Here is a 421-nt window from a genome sequence, read left to right on the forward strand (position 1 = left end):
CGATTTTCTGTACGCAGCGCGGAGGCCGGCGTGATGGTGCTCAATGCCGGAACAGACGTGATGCGTTTTGCCCCGTCTCTGGTGGTGGAAGAGGCGGATATCAATGAAGGAATGCAACGTTTTGCGCAGGCGGTCGGGAAAGTAGTTGCTGATGGTGGATTGCCGGATAAGCGTAGTCCATCCGGCAGTCGATCTTAACCTTTTGTATCCCGTAGCCGCTTACTCAGCCAGATACCGTGATGCGGACGCTGACGCCAGGCCATCGACGAAATGGTGTGCATGGTGTTCAGATGGCCGATGATGCGTTGTAAATGTTGTTCCAGAGTGCTCAATAAGCCATGTGACGGCATGTCCGGCGACTCCAGAATATTGACATCGCCGGAGCCGCCTGGCCTGTCGTACTCCAGCGCTGCTGCAGCGC

General features: G+C 56.3%; 1 protein-coding gene and 1 pseudogene. One reads left to right on the forward strand and one right to left on the reverse strand.

Going from position 1 to position 421, the window contains the following annotated elements; all coding sequences use genetic code 11:
• A pseudogene (locus ACQ5DJ_RS29990) lies at positions 1–198 on the forward strand (aminotransferase class III-fold pyridoxal phosphate-dependent enzyme); the annotation flags it as partial.
• On the opposite strand, the gene ACQ5DJ_RS29995 reads toward ACQ5DJ_RS29990, so the two are convergent.
• On the reverse strand, positions 195–421 hold a 227-nt coding region (locus ACQ5DJ_RS29995), incomplete at its 5' end, for a hypothetical protein (RefSeq protein ID WP_429845628.1). The pseudogene ACQ5DJ_RS29990 and the gene ACQ5DJ_RS29995 sit on opposite strands and share 4 nt — an antisense overlap.

This window comes from Brevibacillus sp. FIR094 (assembly GCF_050477165.1).
Classification (GTDB): Bacteria; Bacillota; Bacilli; order Brevibacillales; family Brevibacillaceae; genus Brevibacillus.